Annotated in this window: 17 protein-coding genes and 2 pseudogenes; 6 read left to right on the top strand and 13 right to left on the bottom strand. The window is 41.9% G+C overall.

From position 1 onward, the window contains the following. Nucleotides 1-8: 8 nt before the first annotated feature. The 6 genes from gmk to bfr all read left to right on the top strand — a co-directional run bounded on the left by gmk (nucleotide 9) and on the right by bfr (nucleotide 4833). Nucleotides 9-632, top strand: coding sequence for a guanylate kinase (gene gmk, locus AC4CU3_RS10520; protein ID WP_005401338.1), 624 nt, complete (start codon nucleotides 9-11; stop codon nucleotides 630-632). A gap of 77 nt (nucleotides 633-709) precedes the next feature. Continuing rightward, the gene (rpoZ, locus tag AC4CU3_RS10515) at nucleotides 710-991 is read left to right on the top strand and encodes a DNA-directed RNA polymerase subunit omega (RefSeq protein ID WP_004978050.1); all 282 of its coding nucleotides are present in this window, start codon (nucleotides 710-712) and stop codon (nucleotides 989-991) included. 223 nt (nucleotides 992-1214) lie between these two features. Next, on the top strand, nucleotides 1215-3314 hold the full coding sequence (locus tag AC4CU3_RS10510) for a RelA/SpoT family protein (protein WP_005401339.1): 2100 nt from the start codon (nucleotides 1215-1217) through the stop codon (nucleotides 3312-3314). Nucleotides 3315-3383: 69 nt separating this feature from the next. Next, on the top strand, nucleotides 3384-3767 hold the full coding sequence (locus tag AC4CU3_RS10505; RefSeq protein WP_004691470.1) for a RidA family protein: 384 nt from the start codon (nucleotides 3384-3386) through the stop codon (nucleotides 3765-3767). 155 nt (nucleotides 3768-3922) lie between these two features. Next, complete coding sequence (locus AC4CU3_RS10500; protein WP_010327639.1) at nucleotides 3923-4117, top strand: bacterioferritin-associated ferredoxin; 195 nt, start codon at nucleotides 3923-3925, stop codon at nucleotides 4115-4117. A gap of 251 nt (nucleotides 4118-4368) precedes the next feature. Then, complete coding sequence (gene bfr / locus AC4CU3_RS10495) at nucleotides 4369-4833, top strand: heteropolymeric bacterioferritin subunit Bfr (RefSeq protein WP_004691472.1); 465 nt, start codon at nucleotides 4369-4371, stop codon at nucleotides 4831-4833. Nucleotides 4834-4989: 156 nt separating this feature from the next. Here bfr and AC4CU3_RS10490 read toward each other — a convergent pair whose 3' ends face one another. The 13 genes and pseudogenes from AC4CU3_RS10490 to AC4CU3_RS10430 all read right to left on the bottom strand — a co-directional run. Further along, the gene (locus AC4CU3_RS10490; RefSeq protein ID WP_010327640.1) at nucleotides 4990-5922 is read right to left on the bottom strand and encodes an IS5-like element ISAha2 family transposase; all 933 of its coding nucleotides are present in this window, start codon (nucleotides 5920-5922) and stop codon (nucleotides 4990-4992) included. A gap of 33 nt (nucleotides 5923-5955) precedes the next feature. Continuing rightward, the gene (locus AC4CU3_RS10485; RefSeq protein WP_010327641.1) at nucleotides 5956-6141 is read right to left on the bottom strand and encodes a hypothetical protein; all 186 of its coding nucleotides are present in this window, start codon (nucleotides 6139-6141) and stop codon (nucleotides 5956-5958) included. 317 nt (nucleotides 6142-6458) lie between these two features. Next, nucleotides 6459-6806 (bottom strand): annotated as a pseudogene (locus AC4CU3_RS10480) (hypothetical protein); the annotation flags it as partial. Nucleotides 6807-7421: 615 nt separating this feature from the next. Continuing rightward, a complete protein-coding gene (locus AC4CU3_RS10475; RefSeq protein WP_005401342.1) occupies nucleotides 7422-7982 on the bottom strand; it encodes a TPM domain-containing protein in 561 nt (186 codons plus the stop codon). Next, entirely contained in the window at nucleotides 7976-9049 is a 1074-nt protein-coding gene (locus AC4CU3_RS10470) for a TPM domain-containing protein (protein WP_005401343.1), read from the bottom strand. The genes AC4CU3_RS10475 and AC4CU3_RS10470 overlap by 7 nt, the downstream gene beginning before the upstream one ends. Before the next feature lie 46 nt (nucleotides 9050-9095). Then, nucleotides 9096-9686, bottom strand: a complete 591-nt coding sequence (locus tag AC4CU3_RS10465) for a LemA family protein (protein ID WP_005401344.1) — start codon at nucleotides 9684-9686, stop codon at nucleotides 9096-9098. Between the two features lie 148 nt (nucleotides 9687-9834). Further along, complete coding sequence (locus tag AC4CU3_RS10460) at nucleotides 9835-10713, bottom strand: metal-dependent hydrolase (protein WP_005401345.1); 879 nt, start codon at nucleotides 10711-10713, stop codon at nucleotides 9835-9837. 222 nt (nucleotides 10714-10935) lie between these two features. Then, entirely contained in the window at nucleotides 10936-12357 is a 1422-nt protein-coding gene (locus AC4CU3_RS10455; RefSeq protein WP_005401346.1) for an FAD-dependent oxidoreductase, read from the bottom strand. Nucleotides 12358-12429: 72 nt separating this feature from the next. Continuing rightward, entirely contained in the window at nucleotides 12430-16905 is a 4476-nt protein-coding gene (gene gltB / locus AC4CU3_RS10450; protein WP_171054262.1) for a glutamate synthase large subunit, read from the bottom strand. 447 nt (nucleotides 16906-17352) lie between these two features. Further along, nucleotides 17353-18192 (bottom strand): hypothetical protein, encoded by an 840-nt coding sequence (locus tag AC4CU3_RS10445; RefSeq protein WP_279044219.1) that lies wholly within the window; start codon nucleotides 18190-18192, stop codon nucleotides 17353-17355. A 7-nt stretch (nucleotides 18193-18199) separates the two neighbouring features. Next, nucleotides 18200-19285 (bottom strand): 3-dehydroquinate synthase, encoded by a 1086-nt coding sequence (gene aroB, locus AC4CU3_RS10440; RefSeq protein WP_005401349.1) that lies wholly within the window; start codon nucleotides 19283-19285, stop codon nucleotides 18200-18202. A gap of 30 nt (nucleotides 19286-19315) precedes the next feature. Beyond that, on the bottom strand, nucleotides 19316-19849 hold the full coding sequence (gene aroK / locus AC4CU3_RS10435) for a shikimate kinase AroK (protein WP_005401350.1): 534 nt from the start codon (nucleotides 19847-19849) through the stop codon (nucleotides 19316-19318). Between the two features lie 37 nt (nucleotides 19850-19886). Further along, a pseudogene (locus AC4CU3_RS10430) lies at nucleotides 19887-21164 on the bottom strand (type IV pilus secretin PilQ); the annotation flags it as partial. Nucleotides 21165-21186: the final 22 nt, after the last annotated feature.

The raw sequence follows: 21186 nt of genomic DNA, 5'->3' as shown, positions 1-21186 counted from the left end.
AAAATATCATGTCGGGTCTCTTGTTTGTCGTTTCTGCAGCTTCAGGAACAGGCAAAACATCCCTCGTAAAAGCCCTCCTCGATCGTGTAACGAATCTTCACGTTTCTGTTTCTCATACTACACGTGGGCAACGTCCCGGCGAACTTGATGGTGTACATTACCATTTTACCGAAAAAGACTCATTTTTGGCCTTGGTTGAACAAGGTGGTTTTATTGAATACGCTGAAGTCTTTGGCAATTACTATGGTACAGCTCAAGCTACTGTGAAAGAACAACTCGCGAAAGGTCATGATGTTCTATTAGAAATTGACTGGCAAGGCGCACAGCAAGTTCGCAAGCTTTTTCCTGACTCTAAACAAATTTTCATTTTACCACCAAGCCAGTTTGATCTGCGTCAGCGTCTGTCTAACCGTGGCACAGACTCGGTTGAAGTGATTGAGCGGCGTTTAGGCTGTGCAGTTGAAGACATGCAACAATATGTTAACTTCGACTATGTCATTATCAACGATGACTTTAATAAAGCTTTGCACGATCTTGAGTCTGTGATTATTGCCAATCGTTTAGTCATTACTCAGCAAGCAAGTCGTCATCAGAAAATGATTTCTGAGCTGATCACCCCAGTTGAAAAGTGATTAAAACTTGAGTCTACAGACAAAGCACTTTATACTGCACAGTCTGTTTAATTTTAGCCTTTGTAACGAGAACTCTTATGGCACGCGTAACCGTTGAAGATTGTTTAGACCATGTAGACAACCGCTTTGAGCTTGTACTAGTGGCAAGCAAACGCGCGCGTCAATTGGCACGTCAAGGCATTGAACCTACTGTTGAGTGGGACAATGACAAACCGACTGTTGTTGCATTACGTGAAATCGCAATCGGTCATGTTTCTAAAGATATTTTGAAACAACGTGAGCAAGACTACCAAACTTCGAGTCTTGATCTTGCACTTTCTGCAAACAATTTGAATTTAGATGGTTTTTCTTTCCAATAAGAAAAATTTATCGCTTAAAAGCCTAGTTTTTAACTAGGCTTTTTTATTGGATAACTTTTATATTTGTGCAATACACGTTATAACTAGAAGATAGGATTCATCGTGGTTTAGGTGTATCTTTTTTGCTTTTCTCTCAATGAAAAATTTGACAACTCATGCAATATGTTTTTCATTAGAGGATCAGTAAAATTTTCTTGTAATTGCTACGTCTTAAAGGTGTTTTATGCCAGGCCCAATGGTCAGCCAAGCTAAACAACAGCTCAAAACTATTATCGATGCTTACTTAACTGAAAGCGACGTCGAACGAGTGCTTGCGGCCTGTGATTATGCGGATATTGCCCATGATGGTATTACCCGTAAAAGTGGCGAACCCTATATTTTGCACCCGATTGCGGTAAGCTGCATTTTAGCGCATATGCGTCTAGATCCCGAAACCCTGATGGCGGCACTTTTACATGATGTGATTGAAGACACAGACTTTAGCAAAGAAGATATTGCAGAAAAATTTGGAAAAACCGTTTCCGAACTGGTCGATGGCGTCACCAAACTTAGTCAATCCAGCGATAAAGAATATAATAAAGCCGCTTCTTTCCGAAAAATTCTGCAAGCCACATTACAAGACCCACGTGTCATTATTATTAAACTGGCTGACCGCTATCACAACATGACTACCTTGGATGCACTACGTCCCGATAAGCGTGCGCGTATTGCTCAAGAAACCTTTGATATTTTTGTCCCAATGGCACGTATTGTTGGTATGAATGAGATGGGCGATAACCTCGAACATCTGTGTTATCAAAACCTTGATCTCGACATGTATAACAATGTCCAAGAAGCCCTCCTGCAAACCAAACCCAAACGCTGTGAATATCAAAGCAAATGGGAAAATAATCTTACTGAGCTATTAAAAACCCATCAAATCTCAGGTCGAATTAAAAAGAAAAATAATAATATCGAACTGTTACGTCACTTTGTAAAAAATGACATTGATCTACATGAACTTACGCATAGTCATGCCTTTGAAATTATTCTAAATAGTATTGCTGACTGTGACCGCTTAGCCGATGTGTTGCGAGAGAGTTTTCAAGTTTTACACTTTGCAGACCATATTCGTAAACCACTCCCAGGTGGTAACCAATCGCTACTACTACGTTTAAAAGGTGAAAACACAACCTTATCAGTCACCATTCAAACCGAACTGATGCGCAAAGCTGCGCGTTTTGGTGTAGTCCTAGGCGATAGTGCTCCGCAAGCTTGCCGCTCTGCGATTCAAGCCTCGATGCAGAACTTGAATGTCTTGATCGATGGAGCCTGTGCTAAAACCACTTTTAGCGAACTGCTCGATTATTTACACCAAGAGAAAATTTGGGTGTATACCCCACAAGGTCATCTACACGAGTTACCACAAGGTGCAACGGTAGTCGATTTTGCCTACTCTGCTAGCTTATTTTTAGGTAACCATGCGGTAGGTGCGAAAATCAATGGGGAAACTAAACCACTTTCTACGCCATTGCACAGTGGTCAGGTGATTGAAATTATTACTGATGTCTTGGCCACCCCAAACCCAGATTGGCTCAGCTTTGTCAACACGCAAAAAGCCCGTCGTGCCTTACAAAATATACTGCGTGAGCAAGACATCGAAGAACAACGCCTTGTTGGACAACAAGCTTTAAATCGCGCTTTAAAGCTATTCAATGTATCCATTAAAGATTTAACCGAATCAGATTGGTTAGAACTTTTACAATGGCGACATATTGAAAGTAAAGACCAACTCTTTGAACAAATTGCCGTGGGCGATTTACTGCCGCAATTGGTTGCGAATCATTTGTTTGCGCATGACCAAAGTGCACAGGAATCTGACAGACTCATTCAAGGTACTGAGGGTGTCGATGTTAAATACGCACATTGCTGTAACCCTGTGTTGGGTGACCCAATTCAAGGACATTTATCACGCCGCGGTCTTATTGTGCATCGTGCACGTTGTCATAACCTCCTACATGAACAACATCTGCACCCTGAAAATATCATGCCGTTGCAGTGGACTAACGAGAATGAAGAAGAAATTAGTTTTACTGCATATTTATTGATTAACATGGCCATGGATGACGAACAAATTTCTGACCTAATTTATCAATGCCGTAAAGAAAAAATCGGGGTCGAAATGGTGTGTAATCAAGATGATAAGACTTATGTCAATGTTGTGGTGCACAACCGTAAGCAAATTGCAAAAATCATTCGTGATCTACGTATGCATTTTGGCTTCCCACGTATCAGTCGATTGGCTCAACCTGTTAGTATTGCGGAAACATCGATTGCGAGTTAATTGTTTAAATCCACACATTTTAATGCCAATCTAGGCTATGATTGATGGTGAATATAATAGGAGAACACGATGTCCCGCCAAGTAATTCATACTGAAAATGCCCCTGCTGCGATCGGCACTTATTCGCAAGCAATCTTAGTCGGCAATACACTTTACCTTTCTGGTCAGATCGGTTTAGACCCATACAGTATGGAGTTGGTTGAAGGCATTGAAGCACAAATTCGTCGTGTGTTTGATAATTTAAAAGCTGTCTGTGAAGCTGCTGGTGGAACACTGGCTGATATCGCGAAGTTGAATATTTTCTTAACCGATCTTTCAAACTTCCAGTTGGTCAATCAAATTATGGGCGAGTATTTCGCACAACCTTACCCTGCACGCGCTGCACTCGGTGTGGCTAGCCTACCTAAAAATGCATTGGTTGAGATGGATGGCATTGTGATTATTAATCAATAAGTTATATTTTTTTAAGAAAAAGCCACCGATTGAGTGGCTTTTTTTTATCCAAAATTCCAATAAAGACAAATGAGATTTCAAATGATTTTTATTGACAAACGATAACAATTATCAATAATATCACTTATCTTATTTCATTCATGTGGCTTGCTGAAATGTACGTGTGCTTATGCCGTGGTATTACAGATCAAGATATTAAAGACGCTGTTGAAAATGGTGCGGGCAGTTATCGCGAAGTTCGCGAGATGCTGGATCTCGGGACATGCTGTGGTCGCTGTGCACCAGAAGCACGCTCAATCATCAGCGCAGAAGTCTCTGCGATTGCCTCACGCTTAGCTATTGCTGCCTAGATATTTTATTCGTTTTTAGAATAACCATAATTATAAACGTACTCTTTATGAGTAGCTCCTCCCCCGCTTATGACTCTAAGCGGGTTTTCTTTTTAAATGCCTAAAAATCCAATTTCCACCTCGTATGCTTTTGATTGCGATTTTCATTTGCTGTTCTATAAATTACTCGCCAAAATCCACTTTGTTGTTTAAGATATTTCTCATAAGTTATTGATATTATTTTTAAGCCGCAGTTTGAATGGAGCTTTCTCATGAAAGGCAATCGTGATGTAATTAATCAGTTAAATCAGGTGCTTTATCATCATTTAACTGCCATTAACCAAAATTTCCTGCACTCTCGTATGTTTAATGATTGGGGAATTGAGCAACTCGGTTCAGCTGAATATAAAGAGTCAATCCGTCAAATGAAGCATGCTGACAAAATTATTGAGCGCATTCTTTTTTTAGAAGGTCTACCAAACTTACAACACTTGGGTAAACTCTATATCGGCCAACATACTGTTGAAGTTCTAAACTGTGATGTCCGTAAAGTTAAAGAGAACATTGAATCCATTCAAGCCGCTGTTAAGCTTGCCGAAGAACAACTGGACTACGTTACTCGAGATCTTGTTCAAGAGATTTTAGAAAAAGAAGAAGAGTGGTTAGATTGGACAACTACACAACTCGATTTGGTTGAAACCGTCGGTGTAGAAAATTATATACAGAGTCAAATTTAAGACTTTTCTACTGTTTAAAAAAAACCTGCATATGCAGGTTTTTTACTGTTTATGCTTATTTCCAAAGATAAAATAATCATTAATTTTGAGTACAGTTCTCAGGGGCTTTGTTGCACAAAGATTTAAAAGATAACACTCTGCTCATTTGAACAGAATTCAAATGACAACTTGGGTATGAGGACGACCTAATTCTGTAAATTTGTTCAATACGGCTATGCGTGCATGAATCTCATTCACCTGACTAGAAAAACTCCTTGCTGTTAATTTATCACCTAATAGTTTGATGCAATGCATCTTGGTTTCAACTAAACTTCGACGATGATAACCAGACCATTTTTTCCAAAGCGTTCTTCCTAAACGTTTAACTGTTTTCAGTAACTCATTCCGCTCTAAAGATCTCAATTTCTGATCTTTCCATGGTTTTGCATTTTTTCTTGGCGGAATGAGCGCATGTGCATCTCGATCTAGAATGACTTGTCTGCAGTGCTTCGTGTCATAAGCACCATCGGTATAGACCGAATCAATTCGTTCATCTAAGGGAATTTGAGCAAGTAAATCACCGAGTACTTGCGAATCGCTCACATTATTTGTAGTAAGCTGTACTGCACGTATTTGCAAGGTTTCAGCATCGATGCCAATATGAAGCTTACGCCATTGGCGACGATATTCAGGTCCATGTTTCTTACGTTTCCACTCACCTTCACCTAGAAACTTTAAGCCAGTTGAGTCGACGAGTAGATGTAGCCCATCACTACTTTTTTGATAGCTAATCGCAATATCAATATGTTTTTGTCTTCGACAAAGCGTACTGTAATCTGGTGCGGTCCAATTTAATCCACAAAGTTTAATCAGACTTTGAACAAAACCTGTGACCATGCGTAAAGAGAGTCTAAATAAAGATTTGATCATTAAACAGCATTGAATAGCCGTATCGGAGTAAGTTTGATTTCGACCTTGCTTGTTTTGTGGTTGTGCATACCACTGAGTGTTTGGATCAAACCAAATGGAAATGTTGCCCCAATTAATGAGAGCGCGATTATAGGAAGACCAGTTGGTTGTACGATAAGTTTTAGGAGTAGGTTTATTCATTTTGAAATTATAGGACTGAATAAACCTTATAGGCTAGGTTTGTGCAACAAAGCCATTTGGATCTAATTCAGGTTGGTTTTGCAATTGAGTGATTGCCTCAACATCCATATCTAGCACTATTGCGAGCGGAGACTGACTAAGGGAAAGCAGTTTAGCAGCCCTAAGTACTGACTTTCCCAATACAGCTGCTGGTACTACCTGCTGTTCCAATAACGTCATAGCATCACCTCAAGCTCTAATTTTACTGATCAAGCCTTAAATCTAACAATATCATACAAATTACTAGATAAAACGATCACCTATTACTGTTCGTAGCATACCAGTTATTCTTACTTGTTAGACGACCAGAAATAGTCACATAAGCTAATTTTTGCCAACACCTGATGATTCATACTTACACCACGCCCTGCTGCTTCCAAGGCAAGTTTTTGATGAACAATGATGGAACACGAACAATAAATCGACCACTATATTAACCAAGGGGGGCAGTTTTTAAATGCCGTTAGGGGGGCATTTTTACACTGCCGCTAACACAGCTATCTTCCTAATTTTTTAAAATAGGTTTCACATTTTGAAGCGGGGCCAAAATTATATTTTAAAGCGGTATTGGCTCTAGCTGTTGCATATTCAATACCTTGAATTTCACGCTGCTGAGCAAAAACTTGAATCGCAGGATGTAACTGTTCTGAGCAACTGGCATCGTTGCTAAAGTATTTTAAAGTCTTGGTATTGGAAAAATATATTGCAGCAAACAATCGCCCATCTTTAAACACAATCGCGGATGAAGCATCTAAAGTGCTTCCAGACCGACCTTCATAATACAGCGCCTCATCTGTTTTCAGTAAATATGGCGCTGAGTAATTGTCAAAATTAGATTGAAATTTGGTGGTGTTTCAAAAAGTATACTGATTATATTTTAACCACAATTGAAATCTCATAAAGCATTAAAAATATAGTGAATTTAATTTACTTATTTTCAATTTCTCTATTGACAGAATTAACTAGCATACTTTTTGAAACACCACCTGAAATTTTAGATAATCATGCTTTAACAATGTTTGAAGTTCTGTTTGGATTTTTGGATTCAAAACAATTTGAGGAATTGATGAAATATCTGAATATTGAATGAAGTCTAGTTCTTGAGCATGAGTAAAACCGGAGATTGAAAAAAGTAGAAAAAGATAATAGTGATTCTTCATATCAAATTTATTATTTTTATGTCCATATTGACTTACTTATGGATTGTTCATTTTATATGGACACTTATGGAGTATCAATAAGAGTGAAACCCTTTTGAGCGTTCATAACATTCTCCACAAATGTTTTGTTAATTTTTTATAAGCTTTTTAAGCTACTTTGTAATTAGCATGTATTATGCCAACTTTTATTATATTTATTTTTAAATAAAAAACAGCACTTTATTTCACTATTTAAAAATTTATTTTTGAGCATTGTGTTTTTATGTAAAAAACTGACAAATATTGTCAGTTTCCCTCTTTCTAGTTCAACATAATTGGCGAATTGCTCAATTCATCAGCTTTATCCTCTATTTTATTGGCATAGAAATGATCCAAAATAGTCCCAACTTCAGTAACGGCATCGACTAAAGCCTGCCGATACTGTTGCTGTGCCATTTTTGCAATAATACTTTGGCAGACCTCGTCCCACACCTGCTGTGTAGTAGCTAACTGTATTCCACGGTCAATGACAATCTCGACTTTACGCTCACACAAGTTTAAGTACAGTAAAATCCCGCTATTCAACTCGGTATCCCACACACCGAGCTCAGCAAACAGTTGTTTCGCACGTCCACGAGTATCTAAATAATAGGCTTCTCGAGCAGGCATGTGCCCTTCGATCACCACTTGGATTTCACCAATGTGCCCATGTTCAGCAGCAGATACCGCTTGCGCAATCGCATGTTGATCTTGCTGATTAAAAAAGCGTTTACTAGCTGGCATATGTAATAAATGCTTTAACCAACGCTTAAAACTCGGTTGTACAACTTCATCTAGCTTTGGTTTAGTAACGATGTCCGTCGTTTCAGTTGTTGTTACCATGACCCTGATGCTCCTCCACCGCCGAAGCCGCCGCCCCCGCCACTATATCCACCTCCACCAAAACCGCCGCCGCCACGACCTCCGCGCCCACCTCCACCGCCAGAAGAGAGAAAGAGCTGAAATATCGTTTGGGCTAAGGCCGTGATGAGTAAAAAGAAAATCCCACCACCAATTAGCAAACTGGTGACTAAACCAGCTCCATTGACCAAGCCTGCCACGATGCCTGCAACTGCAGCCGTCGAGGCACTTAAACGCTTCCCCACCACAAATGAGCCAATTGCGCCAGCAATTAAGATAAATAAAGCAGTACTAAAGGTTTTACTTTTGGCTTCCTGCTCTCGAATGGCTTGGTCTTGGCGTTCTTGTAATTCCTGCGCTGCTTGGGCTGCAACTTCAGGGTCAAGATTTAAAATACGTTCAATTTCAGTAAGCCCTGCATTGATCCCTTGAGCATACTGAGCTTGTTTAAAATACGGTGTGATTTGTTGATTAATAATGCGATTCGCAATAATGTCAGGAATGACGCCTTCCAAACCATAACCCGTAAGAATTTGCATACGTCGGTCATTAACGGCAATTGCAATCAGCAAACCGTTGTCCTGCTTTGCTGAACCGAGCTGCCATTGGTCTGCAATACGCATTGCAAAACCAAAAATATCCTCTTGACCTGTGGTCGGGACAATCACTACGCCTATTTGGGCTTTTCCTGTGTCATGCAAGGCACGAATTTTTTGGCCAATAGCTTCCTTATCTTCAGCACTTAAAATATGTGCTTGATCGATCACGGGTTCATTTAAGGTCGGTAACGCCCATATCAATTCACCTTCTGCCATATCATTGGCAATGGGTGGTTGTGGCACGGCATCAGTATTGGTAGAGCTTACCTTATTAGAACTCGCTGCTTGCTGACCTTGAATCATCTTTCCAGCAACGATTGTTTCCGCAGCACCATCTGTTGCTGTAGCAACTTCCGCCCATGTTAAAGAACTTAGACACAGCAGTCCTGATAAAATGAATGCAAGCATCCATTTATAGGAAAACCGTAAGAACTGCTGCCGTCCTATCATTCATTCACCCTATAGCTACGATTGCGTGAGATCACTGAGGTTTCAACTAGTTAAATGATACCGTTGGTGCTTTTTGCGCACTTTGCTCCGCACTAAAGTTCGGTTTGGTGTCCATCCCAATCACCTTCGCAGTCATGACTTGTGGGAACTGACGTGCATAGGAGTTAAAGTCTTGTACTGTACTAATGTAGCGATTACGCGCTACCGCAATACGGTTTTCGGTACCTTCGAGTTGAACCTGTAAATCACGGAATTGCTCATTGGCTTTTAAGTCTGGATAGTTTTCTGAGACCGCAATTAAACGCGACAATGCACCTGTCATTTGCGCCTGAGCTTCTTGATATTTTTGGAATAATGCAGGGTCTTCTAATACTTCTTTATCGACTTTTAAACCTGCCACATTGGCACGAGCCTGTGTGACCTCAGTTAGGACTTGCTCTTCATGCTTAGCATACCCCTTCACTACATTCACCAAGTTCGGCACCAAATCTGCACGGCGCTGATATTGGTTTTGTACTTCCGACCAAGCAGCTGTAACTGCCTCATCTTTGACCTGTAAGGTATTATAACCACAGCCCGATAGCGTTAACGTGCTCACAAGGGCAACAACGACAGCAGTTTTTTTCATAAAATTCATTCAGCTATCCTCTTTCTTTTGTATTTATTGCAATAACCTGATTGTAAACACATTTGATTATCCTTTTGTTACTTTTAGTTAAAGTAGCTAAAAATGAAAGAACCGAGCGATATTCACTCGGTTTTGATTATTTATTTTTATACTTAAACTAAATAGCCGCGTGCAATTCCTGCTGAAAACCTTCGAGTTGATAGTTGTCTGCCAAACGGGTTTTCCAGTATTTCAACAGTTGGGTGTAATCAATATCTGAGGGATGAAAGTTGCTTTTGTAATAAGACAGATATTCAGGCAGCAATTGCACAAACATCTTCGCCAGTAAATACAACCCAAAGAGATTCCCACCCAATTTCGGTATACTCTTTTTGTGGTCTTGTAAAAATAATCGACTGGCTGAGTAAAAAGTTAAACTGGCGAAACCTGTCGTTACACTGCGCATAATTAAACGGCGAATCTTGTCATCACCATACACATCTTGATAAACATCGAAGGCAACCGCACGATGCTCAATTTCTTCAATGGCATGCCACACCCAGAGTTTAACCGCATCATCATCCAAGGTGCTCAATACCTCAGGATGCCTTAAGATATAGCCGCCTAGCAGTGCCGTAAAATGCTCAAAAGCACAGGTGATTGCGAGCTGAATTTTAGGATGCAGGTTTTTCACATCATCATCTTTACGCGCCAACCATGCCTGAAAACGGTCGAGATTATAATCATCACGGCGCCATGCAGCATTAAATGCCGTGTGTGCTTGAGAATGCATCGCCTCTTGACCAATAAATGCCGCAATCTGCACTTGCAGATTTTCATCCTTCACTTGGTCACGTACATTACGCACGCTATGCACAAAGAACTGCTCACCTATGGGAAAAGTCGAAGACAATGCCGTCAGCAAATGTGACATGACCGGTGAATTGGCAAAATAATGCCTGCGAATGGCTTTGGGGTTGAATTGCAAACGTCGAATCGTAATACCCTGAGCTTTTGGACGATGTTGATATAGTTTTTCTGTCGTCACTTGAGTCATGTCTATTTCCTAACATTTAACCGAGCGATCTTCAGTATCTGAATTTAGAGACCGTTCACATATGGCAAAAGTGCTTAGTACGTTTGCAAATTCGTCCATTTTTATCGGACTCTCCACCAGATCTTTTTCGATTTATCCCGATCCACCTCTTTCATATCATCTCAAGCAAACAGTGATCATAAAAAACCCGCCGAAGCGGGTTTTTGTGTTGAACGATTTAGATTAAATGTCTAAATAATCCAAAATACCTTCAGCTGCTTGACGGCCTTCCCAAATCGCTGTGACAACAAGGTCTGAACCACGAACCATATCACCACCCGCAAAGATTTTCGGATTTGAGGTTTGGAATTTATAGGTTTGCTGTTCAGCCGCAACTACACGACCTGAACCATCAAGGTTAATATTCACATTTGTAAACCAATCCGCAGGGCTGGTACGGAAACCAAATGCCAATAAAACTGCATCTGCAGGTAAAATTTCTTCTGAACCCGGAATTGGTTCTGGGCTGCGACGACCACGGCTATCAGGCTCGCCAAGTTGAGTCGTAACCACTTTTACGCCTGTGACTTTACCATTTTCACCTACAATTTCAATTGGTTGGCGATTAAACAAGAAGTTCACTCCTTCTTCTTTGGCATTTTGCACTTCACGACGTGAACCTGGCATATTTTCTTCATCACGACGGTATGCACAGCTCACCACTTCTGCACCCTGACGAATCGAAGTACGGTTACAGTCCATTGCAGTGTCACCACCACCTAGGACAATCACCTTTTTACCTTCAACACTGATGTACTCGCTTGGGTCTTTTTCCCAACCTTGAGTACGGTTGACATTGGCAATCAAGAAATCCAAGGCATCATAGACACCATTTAGATCTTCACCTGCGAAGCCACCTTTCATGTAGGTATAAGTACCCATACCCATGAACACCGCATCGTATTCAGTAAGCAATTGATCGATGGTGACATCTGTACCAATTTCAGTATTTAAACGGAATTCCACGCCCATGCCCGTGAAGATTTCACGGCGACGCTTCATCACATCTTTTTCCATTTTAAATTCTGGAATACCAAAAGTCAGTAGACCACCAATTTCAGGGCGTTTGTCGAATACTACAGGTTTAACCCCACTACGCACCAAAATATCAGCACAGCCTAGACCAGCAGGGCCTGCACCAATGATCGCGACTTTTTTATCTGTCCACTTTACTGAAGACATATCTGGACGCCAGCCCAGTGCAAACGCAGTGTCATTGATATATTTTTCAGCGTTACCAATCGTCACTGCACCAAAACCATCGTTTAAGGTACAAGCCCCTTCACATAAACGGTCTTGCGGACAAACACGACCACACACTTCTGGTAGCGTGTTGGTTTGGTGACACAGTTCTGCTGCTTGGAAAATACGGCCTTCAGCAATCAACTTTAACCAGTTTGGAATATAGTTATGTACTGGACATTTCCATTCACAATATGGGTTACCACACCCTAAACAACGGTGGGTCTGATTTGCTGCCACTTCCGCTGTAAAAGGTTTATAAATTTCCACAAACTCTGCTTTGCGGACCTGAATCTCTTTTTTCTCTGGATCTTGGCGTGCTACATCCAGAAATTGAAAGTCATTGTTTAGGCGCTCTGCCATGTCTCTCTCCGTGGGTAGGTGCAGCCCGTTTATCTATCGTCTGCACCTGCCTATGTATCAGCAGTAGTGGAATTATTGTGGATCAGCTTGAGTGGTTTTCAACAAAGTCTGTAAGTTGGCAGCTTTCGGTTTCACCAACCAGAATTTACGACTGTAGAAATCAAACTCGTTACGGATCTTGTACGCCCAAGCACTACCAGTCTCAGCAATGTGTTCATCTAAGATACGGCTTAAGAACTCTTTATGTTCTTCCATCGATTCAGTCGAAATACGATTCAGCTCAATCAGTTCGTGGTTGTAATGATCAACGAAGTCATTATCAAGGTCAAGAACGTAAGCAAAACCACCTGTCATCCCTGCACCGAAGTTGTGCCCCACTTTACCAAGTACAGTCACGATACCACCTGTCATATATTCACAACAGTGATCGCCTGCACCTTCAATTACAGCGAAAGCACCCGAGTTACGTACTGCAAAACGCTCACCTGCTGTACCTGCTGCGAACAATTTACCACCCGTTGCACCATATAAACAGGTGTTACCAATGATTGCCGTTTCTTGGGTTTGGAAAGGTGAACCTTTTGGTGGGAAGATCGACACACGACCACCTGCCATGCCTTTACCCACGTAGTCGTTCGCATCACCTTCTAATCGAATGTGCAAACCACCCGCATTCCAAACACCGAGGGATTGACCCGCAGTACCCACCAAGTTCATCTTCACTGGGTGCGCTTCCATGCTGAGGTTGCCATAACGACGCGCAATCTCACCTGAAATACGTGCACCAATTGAACGGTCACAGTTACCAATGGTGAAGTGATATTCACCTGTGGTCCCAGCTTCAATTGCTGGTAGCATTTCAGCAACCATTTTCTCAGCAAGCAAGCCTTTATCAAACGGTGCGTTACCTTCAACTTCACAGTACTGCGCCTTACCTTGCGCAGAAGGATGTGACTCCAGTAATGCGCTCAAATCAAGGTGCGCATGTTTCTCCGTTTCACCTGGAAGCATTTCAAGCAAATCTGTACGACCAATCAAGTCTTTGAGGCTTGAAACACCCAACGCTGCCAGCCACTCACGTGTTTCTTCAGCAATGAAGGTGAAGAAGTTGATGAGCATTTGTGGCTCGCCAATATAATGTTCTTGGCGTAAATGATCTTGTTGAGTCGCAACACCCGTTGCACAGTTATTCAGGTGACAAATACGCAGGTATTTACAACCTAAAGCAATCATTGGTGTAGAACCAAAGCCAAAGCTTTCTGCACCTAAAATGGCTGCTTTCACCACATCTAGACCTGTTTTCAAACCGCCGTCGGTTTGAACACGAACTTTACCACGTAAGTCATTGACACGAAGTGCTTGATGCGCTTCAGAAAGACCCAACTCCCAAGGCGAACCTGCATGGTGAATTGAAGACAATGGAGAGGCTGCTGTACCACCGTCATAACCTGAAATAGTAATGAAGTCAGCATAGGCTTTTGCCACACCTGCTGCAATGGTACCTACACCCGGCTCAGACACCAGTTTTACTGAAACCATCGCTTGAGGATTGACTTGTTTTAAGTCAAAGATCAATTGTGATAAATCTTCAATCGAGTAAATGTCATGGTGCGGTGGTGGAGAAATGAGGGTCACTCCCGGCACAGAATAACGTAAACGTGCAATTAATCCATTCACTTTACCACCTGGTAATTGACCACCTTCACCCGGTTTAGCCCCTTGCGCCACTTTAATCTGCAAGACTTCAGCAGAGGTTAAATACGCAGGTGTTACACCAAAACGACCTGATGCAATCTGTTTGATTTTCGAGTTACGAATGGTGCCATAACGCGCTGGATCTTCACCGCCCTCACCCGAGTTTGAACGACCACCAATGGTGTTCATCGCAATCGCAATCGCCTCATGCGCTTCAGGAGACAATGCTCCTAAAGACATGCCTGCAGAGTCAAAGCGCGGTAAAATCGCTTCTACAGACTCCACTTGATCTAGAGCAATCGAGTTATCTGTTTTTAACTTTAATAAGTCGCGAATTGTTGCCACTGGACGGTTATTCACCAGCTCAGCATATTCTTTAAAGTCTGCATATTGACCAGAACGCACTGATTTATGCAAAGCATTGATTACGTCTGGGTTGAACGCATGGTATTCCTTATCAAAGACAAATTTCAGCAAACCACCTTGATCGATTGGTTTACGTGTTTTCCATGCGGTATCGGCCAATTTCTTTTGGTCATTTTCAAGGTCAATAAAGGTTGCACCTTTGATACGGCTCGGTACACCCGTGAAGCATTTTGAAACCACTTCTTCAGACAGACCCACCGCTTCAAACAACTGACCACCACGGTAAGAGGCAACCGTAGAAATCCCCATTTTTGAAAGGACTTTTAACAAGCCTTTTTCAATGCCTTTACGGAAATTCACTTGTGCTTGAATTGGGTCACCTAATAGCTCGCCTTTTGCAACCAAGTCATTGATCACATCATAAGCAAGGTAAGGATAAATTGCTGTCGCACCAAAACCGAGAATAACCGCAAATTGGTGCGGGTCACGTGCCAGTGCTGTTTCAACAATAATGTTGGCATCGGTACGTAAACCGACATTAATTAGATAATGGTGCACAGCACCAGTTGCCATCAATGCATTGGCAGGCAAGAAACCTTGACGAATTTTCTTATCAGACAACACCAATAAGGTTTTGCCGTCACGAATCGCTTGCGCTGCTTCTTCACAGATACGCGCAATTGCAGCTTCTAGACCTTCATCTTCCGCATAATTTAAATCGATATCTGCAATCTCATAACCCTTACGACCCAGCGTACGGATTTGATGCATTTTCGAATTTGACAACACTGGGCTTGAAATGATCAAACGATCCGCATGCTCAGGGCTTTGTTCAAAAACGTTTTGCTCACGACCTAAACACGTTTCCAATGACATCACAATCGATTCACGTAATGGGTCGATTGGTGGGTTGGTGACCTGAGCAAACTGTTGACGGAAGTAATCCGACACATGACGTACTTGGCGAGACAAAACTGCCATTGGCGTATCATCACCCATTGAACCCACTGCTTCCTGACCACTTTCAGCGATTGGACGAAGCAATTGATCACGTTCTTCAAAGGTCACCATAAACATTTTTTGTGATGCTTTAAGGTCGTCGCCTTTTAAGCCTTGATCACATAAATATTCTTCAAGCTCTGGACTACCTTGTACACGAACTGAGTTTTCACGTAACCATTCACGGTAAGGACGCATTTTTTTCAAATGCGTGCTGACATCTTTAGTGTCGAGCATTTTACCTGTGAAGGTATCAATCACTAGGATTTGACCTGGACCGACACGACCTTTAGAAATTACATCTTCAGGCTCGTAGCCCCATACACCAATTTCAGACGCCAGTGTGATGTAACCATTTTTGGTAATCACCCAACGTGCTGGACGTAAACCGTTACGGTCCAACATACAAATCGCATGACGACCATCTTGAATCACGAGACCAGCAGGACCATCCCACGCTTCCATATGCTTCGAGTTAAACTCATAGAATGCACGTAAATCAGCATCTAAAGTTTCCACGTTCTGCCATGCTGGAGGAACCAACATACGCAGTGCACGGAACAAGTCCATACCGCCGCCCACAAGAATTTCAAGCATGTTATCTAAGCTTGAAGAATCCGAGCCAGTACGGTTCACGATTGGATTGAGCTCAGTTAAACCAGGCAATAATGGGTTTTCAAACTTTGGCGTACGCGCCATCGCCCAGTTACGGTTCGCAGTAATGGTATTAATTTCACCATTGTGTGCAAGATAACGGAATGGCTGAGCCAAAGGCCAACGCGGCAATGTATTGGTCGAGAAACGTTGGTGGAACACCACAATATGTGACTCAAGACGTGGGTCTGCCAAGTCTGTGTAGAAGTCAGCAATCGCTTCAGGCATCATCAAGCCTTTATAGCTAATCACTGTTGAACATAATGTGGTTACATAAAATGAAGGGTCATTAGTAAGCTGCTGTTCTGCACGGCGGCGTGCCAAGAAGAGTTTACGGTTAAACTCAACTTCAGACACACCCATTGGGCAGTTCACAATAATTTGCTCAAATGCAGGAAGTGACTGCATCGCAATCGAACCTAAAGCATCGTTATTGGTCGGAATCACACGCCACGCCAATACTCGACAGCCTTCAGATTCAATTTCTTTAGTTAGAATTTGTTTTGCATGTGCTGCAATTGCTGGATCGAGGCTTAAAAACACCGTGCCGACAGCAAAAACTTCACTGAGTGTAATATCACTGAGTTTTTTCGCTTCTTCACGGAAAAACTGTTTTGGCATTGCTAAGAGTAAACCGCAACCATCCCCTGTCTTACCATCTGCAGCAATACCACCGCGGTGGGTCATACAGCTCAGACTGTGCATAGCAGTCTTGACAAGATCATGGCTTGCATCACCCTGCATATGGGCGATTAAACCAAAACCACAGTTATCTTTAAACTCATCCGGTTGGTATAAACCTTGAGCGGGAGCTACAGTATTAGGCGATGGCATGTGCATAGCGTACCCTTCTTTCTACAGGCCCTGTCGGGCGTCTAACAATCTAATTACTTCTTGCCGATTCGTTCAATTGACTCATATTCAGATTCTGATTGAAGTACAGCATTTTTTCTTCACACCCAAGATAGACTGATTTTCGTCTTTATGCATGTCTTAATTGAAAAAATGTATGCAGCAGTCACGCACTTTTATAAGGCACTTGGCCGCTACTATTTCGCTCATAAATCGAATCTTTTTTGCGCCAAAACAGTGACATCAACTCAATTCATGCACCATTAAAGCAAGTTTTATGCCAATTATTTATTTTGTGTGTTAAGCGCTTTAGTTTTATTAGGTTTGTGTTTTTTACGTAAAAAACTAGTTCGAGGATAATCCATTTATTGCACCATATCTGTGCACATATGGAATTTACATTTTTTGATGCGCCATAATGATCCAATTTTAATTAAATGGGTCGGTCACTTCAGGTTCATTTGTTTTATTTTGTGGCGCATTCTCTACGGTCGTTTGTGACTTTTGCACATCAACCACATTTCCATCCGCATCACGACGAGTAACCGTTGTCGATGTGGTCGATTGTTTATTTTGTTCAACTGCTGCACGTGCCGCTTGTTGACGCGCAGCAAGCGTAGCTTCATCAATCACAGGCACAGCGGCTGGTTTCAACTGCACGGCATAGAGCTTATTGCTAAGTCCAAGTTCATCAGAACCGAGATCATTGACATATTCAGCATAGCTTTCAATTTTTTCAACTTTGGGTTGCACCGACTTCGGCAACGTCAGTTTTAAATCCGCCAATGCCTTTTGCGCCTCATTGGCATTTTTATACACACCATAGATCAGCACATATTGCTCAATTTGGTTTTCACCCGTCAGTCTTAAGTAACTAAACGCTTGACGATCAGATTGTCTTTGCAAAAAGCGCTTAATAATCGCCTCTTCTGAAACTCTAAACAACTCAACTGCACTGTTCTTTTTATTTTCCTGAATAAATTTGGTCCCACGGAATTCAGCTTCATGCTGCGCGATTGCTACAACACGTGTCGTCATATCCAAAGGTTTTACTTCATCGAGGAATGAACCTAAATGTGCGGTTGTTGCGACTTTTTCTGGCTGAATTTGTAACTCAACTTCAGATTCAGCTTTTTTTTCAACTTCAACCAAAGTCTCTTGATCTGTAATGGCCCAAAAGACTAAGGCGCCAAACAAGCATACCCCTCCGAATGCAAGCCAAATATAATTTTGCTTTGTCTGCCACTGGGTTCGAAGGGTTGTTGCCATAATAAAGTTATGCCTGCTCTTGGTTGGCTAAAATCGCCTGTTTCATCAATTCTACATCAAATGTTTTGGTAATGATGGCCTGTCCTACCGCTTGCATCAAAACCAAACGCAGTTGCCCGTTCAAGACTTTTTTATCATGAGCCATATACGCCAAAAAGTCATCGAGGGGAATCTGCGGACATACTATCGGTAAATTCGCGCGTTGAATGATATTTTTTGTACGCGCCAAATCTTCTGCACTGATCCATCCCATACGCTGCGATAAATCTGCTGCCATCACCATACCTGTTGCCACAGCTTCACCATGGAGCCATTCACCATAGCCTAGATAAGATTCAATCGCATGTCCAAAGGTATGCCCAAGATTCAATAAGGCACGCTCACCTTGCTCTTTTTCATCATTGGCAACAATACGCGCTTTATGGGCACAAGAACGATACACAGCTTCAGCCAGTGCAGCTTCATCACCCTGCACCAAATCATCTATATGTTGTTCCAACCAAGTGAGAAAGTCTGTATCCCCCAAGAGTGCGTACTTAATCACTTCTGCCAAACCTGCGGATAACTCACGTGCTGGCAGCGTTTTAAGTTGAGACATATCCGCCAAGACCACTTGCGGTTGTTGAAATGCCCCGATCATGTTTTTACCCAGCGGATGATTAATCCCTGTTTTACCACCAACACTCGAATCAACCTGTGAAAGAAGTGTCGTTGGCACCTGAATAAAATAGACCCCACGCTGGAAGCATGCTGAAGCAAAGCCCGCCATATCTCCAATCACACCACCACCTAAAGCTAAAACTGTACAATCACGGTTGAAGCCTGACGCTAGCAATGCATCAAAAATCAGGTTGAGGTGCTCAATATTCTTATATTTTTCTCCATCAGGCAAAATACAGGTTGCAACTGTTTTTCCCAACGCTTCAATTGCTGCCACGTAACGCGCTAAATACAAAGGCGCGACCGTTTCATTACTCACAATCATCACTTGGCGACCATGAATATACGGCTCAAGTAAAGCGTTTGGATCTAAATCACTACCAATAAAGATCGGGTAACGGCGTTCGCCAAGTTCAACATATAAGGTTTGCATGGATCAAATCACTTCAAAACTGAATCAAAACTACTTTAAAAGAATCAAGTTTAAGATACGCTGCGCAAGATCACGTGCAGCCCCTTGATTGGTCTCAATAATATAATGGGCAACTTCACGATATAAAGGATCTCGAACGCTGAGCAAGTCAGTTAACTTTTGTTCAGGATTCTCCACTTGAAGCAGTGGACGATTTTTATCACGATAGGTTCGCTGTAGTTGAATCTCTACAGGAGTATAAAGATAAACAACAATACCACGTTGTTTGAGAAATGCGCGATTTGGAGCCTGAGTCACCGCCCCACCACCTGTGGCCAAGACCAAGTTGGGTCGAGAGGTTAACTCATCGATTACAACCGTTTCACGACTACGAAATCCAAGCTCGCCCTCTTTTTCAAAGATCCATGGAATCGTTGCCCCTGTTTTACGCTCAATCTCATGATCGCTATCAAGAAACTCTCGTCCTAACAGTTCAGCTAAATGTCGTCCTACCGTTGTTTTTCCAGCCCCCATAGGCCCTACCAAATAAATATTTGGTAGGGTTTCAAACTCTTTGCTTGGCAAGGAGTCACCTTTTAGATTTGTTCAAATTAAAAATATATTAATGATTTCTTGAAACACTGTCATTAACAATTCGTGGTGTCACAAAAATCAATAACTCAGTTTGCGCACTAGATCTGGTGTTATTTTTAAATAAAGCACCCACTACAGGCAAATCCCCAAAAAATGGAACTTTCTCATATTGATTTTGCTTAATGTCATCAAAAATACCGCCAAGTACGACTGTTTCACCATCATCAACCAAAACATTAGTTTCAAGTTCATTTGTATTAATTAAATACCCTGCTGATGTTAGTGTACCAACTGTATCTTTTTCAATTTTTAGCGCCATTTGAACTTTACCATCAGGGGTGATACTTGGAGTCACCTCTAACTTTAAGTTAGCCGCACGGAATTCGGTTTTTAAGCCTTCCGTCGCACTCCATGTTTGATAAGGAATCTCTGTACCACGCAAGATAAAGGCTTTCTGTTTATCACCAGTCAGTACTTTAGGTGCTGATAACACTTCACCATGACCATCCGCTTGAAGTGCGCTTAACTCAAGGTTTAACATATAATCTGAGATCTTCAGTAAACCAAAGTTAAACGTACCAGCCGTGTTTGTTGCTAAATCCACCCCCAAATCAAAACTTGGCTGGAAATCTCCGCCCCATACTGGGCTATTGCCCAGCTTCTTCGCGCTCCACTTAATCCCCAATTCGCGAGAAAAATCTGTTGACGCCGTTACAATACGGGCTTCGACCATCACCTGTTTAACTGCGACATCCAGCAAGTCAATCATGCGACGAATCTTGTCAATATTTTGCTGCCTATCATTAATAATTAAAGTATTGGTACGCGAATCAGAAACCGCACTACCACGAGCACTCAATAAACTTTCCAAAGCTAAGGAGTCTGAACCCGCTGTTCGGTTCGACTCACCTCCTTTACTATCACGAGAGTCCTCCAATAACTTCAGTACATCCGCCGATTTAGCATAACTCAATTGAATATAATCGGTTTGAATAGGTGAAAGCTTAATACTTTGCGCGATGGCTTTCGCCTCTTCTTCCTCAGATTTAATCAGCTCAGCTACAGGTGCAATCCAAATCACATTACCATTGCGTCGCTTATCCAAATTCTTGGTTTTCATTATGATATCAAGTGCCTGATCCCAAGGTACATCTTTAAGGCGCAAGGTAATATTACCTTGTACCGTATCCGAGGCCACCATGTTAATGCCTGTAAAATCAGCTAAGAGCTGTAATACACGGCGTACTTCAATATCTTGGAAATCTAAAGAAATCTTTTTGCCCGTATAAGCACTTGGTGCTTTAGGTGTTTAGTCCCAGATTTTAATG

The organism is Acinetobacter sp. 802_lipA (assembly GCF_058242885.1).
The sequence above is the reverse complement of the archived record's forward strand: the minus strand, read 5'-3'. Positions and strand labels throughout refer to the sequence as shown.